This window comes from Salinivibrio sp. PR919 (assembly GCF_001995355.1).
Taxonomy (GTDB): Bacteria; Pseudomonadota; Gammaproteobacteria; order Enterobacterales; family Vibrionaceae; genus Salinivibrio; species Salinivibrio proteolyticus.
Genome location: NZ_MUFL01000168.1, coordinates 1 through 1739, shown reverse-complemented (window position 1 = coordinate 1739; position 1739 = coordinate 1). Strand labels below are relative to the sequence as shown.

Here is a 1739-nt window from a genome sequence, read left to right as displayed (position 1 = left end):
TTCTTATACAGCTGCACAGATTGCTTACCCTTGCGCTGCTGCAACAACGTCTTGGCGGCATCAGCTCTTTCATTATCGAGTGCTTGAACCAACTGTTCAGTTCTTGATAATGCCTTTGCCCATGCTTGACCATCAGGCTGCTCCGAAGACGCTGCAATCTGGTCGAGTAATGCCTTTCTATCATGCAATTGCTGAGCCAGTTTTTCGGGATCAGCATCACGTTCGGCTAGTGAATGCGCAATCGCCTCATCAATCGATTCTAATTGCTGAAGCCAGTGTCTCATTTCACTCGTCATCATGCTGGCATGATGTTTTGCATTGCTTGAAGCTGTGAGCGCATTTGCGCTGTCGCTTCTTCCATGGCGGAGAAGCGTTTCATGGTCCGCGCCTCAAGGTTTTCCATCCGTCTATCCAGCTCCTGCTGCTCATCACGTAAACGCAGCTTCTGATCAGACAAGGTATTCTCGCGGTTACTGATGGCGCCACCGGCACCGGTAAAGCCATTCACGACCTCTTCCAGCTGGCGAGCAAACCCTTTGTTTCCACCAAAGAAACCTTCTAAAGCGTTAAAATTTTGACGAAGCTGTCTATCTAACACCTTGCTATCAATTTCTAACCGGCCATCCATCGTGGTCGTTACACCCAGCTCGCTGAGTGTTTTCATCCCTTCTGGTGCTTGTTCAATGGGCGATGAAAACAAGTTCCGTAAGCGACTTGTGGCCGTACGGATTACACTTTCTCCGACTAAAGGGCCCCCTTGCTGCGTCTCGGGATCGTATTTGCCCACGGCTTGCGCCACACGGAAAAAGGCATTGTAGTTATCAACAAAGCTTTCCAGCGTGGAGCGTACCGACTCACGATCGTGCTCAACAGACAAGGTAACGGGTGACGCCCCAGCTTGACTAATGTCAATTGACACCCCGTCAATCGCATTGGTAAAGGTGTTGGTTTCACTGGAGACAGATGCAATACCATCAATCATAATCTGCGCATCTTGCGCAGCTTGCATTTGCGTCAAGCCATTGCCAGCTTGACCGACTTTAAACCCCAGTTGATGCAGGGCGCTCCCCATTTGAGCATCAACGTTCACTGCAATCTGATTGCCCGCCCCCGTCTTAGTGCCGTTGAGAACCAATCTTGCCCCACTGTTATCTTGGATCAGTGACGCTTGCACACCGGGGTTGGTTGGATCGCTGTTAATCGCACGGACAACGTCGGTTAAACTATTTTTACCTTGTGGGATATCAATGATGCTTGTCCGGTTGCCCATGGTAATGGTGAGCTTACCAGAACCTAATGGCGCATCTGCATCCATGCCAGCAGAAACGAGCTTGTGCGTGCTCGCTAGCTGCTGAACGTTAATTTGGTATTTTCCGGGAATCGCATCAGGACTCGCTGATGCACTTAAAGCGTCAGAATTACTGACTGAGGCAGTCCTTGCCGCATAAGACTCGTTGCGACGAAAGTCATACATTTGACTTTTGAGTTTATCGAGAGATTCTTTTAAGCGGCCAAACGCACTGATGTCAGTTTCGACATCATTCATGCGTTTGACGATCCGCTCTTGTTTGGGTGCACGCTCAGCATCCACGATCTTAGTGACCATGGCATTGATATCGATACCGCTACCCATGCCTGCTGCGTTTACACCCATGACGATTCTCTCACCTCGTTATACCTTTTCTGCCACCAGCCCTCGCGCATGTTGCGACAATTGCTTGGCCAGCTCTAGCATTTCC

The 1739-nt window shown here is 49.9% G+C and carries 2 protein-coding genes; both read right to left on the bottom strand.

Going from position 1 to position 1739, the window contains the following annotated elements:
* A partial coding sequence (locus BZG83_RS16410; RefSeq protein ID WP_131825119.1) for a hypothetical protein occupies positions 1-284 on the bottom strand: 284 nt, incomplete at its 3' end.
* Positions 285-295: 11 nt separating this feature from the next.
* Positions 296-1654, bottom strand: a complete 1359-nt coding sequence (gene fliD, locus BZG83_RS16405; RefSeq protein ID WP_077482145.1) for a flagellar filament capping protein FliD — start codon at positions 1652-1654, stop codon at positions 296-298.
* Positions 1655-1739 lie beyond the last annotated feature (85 nt).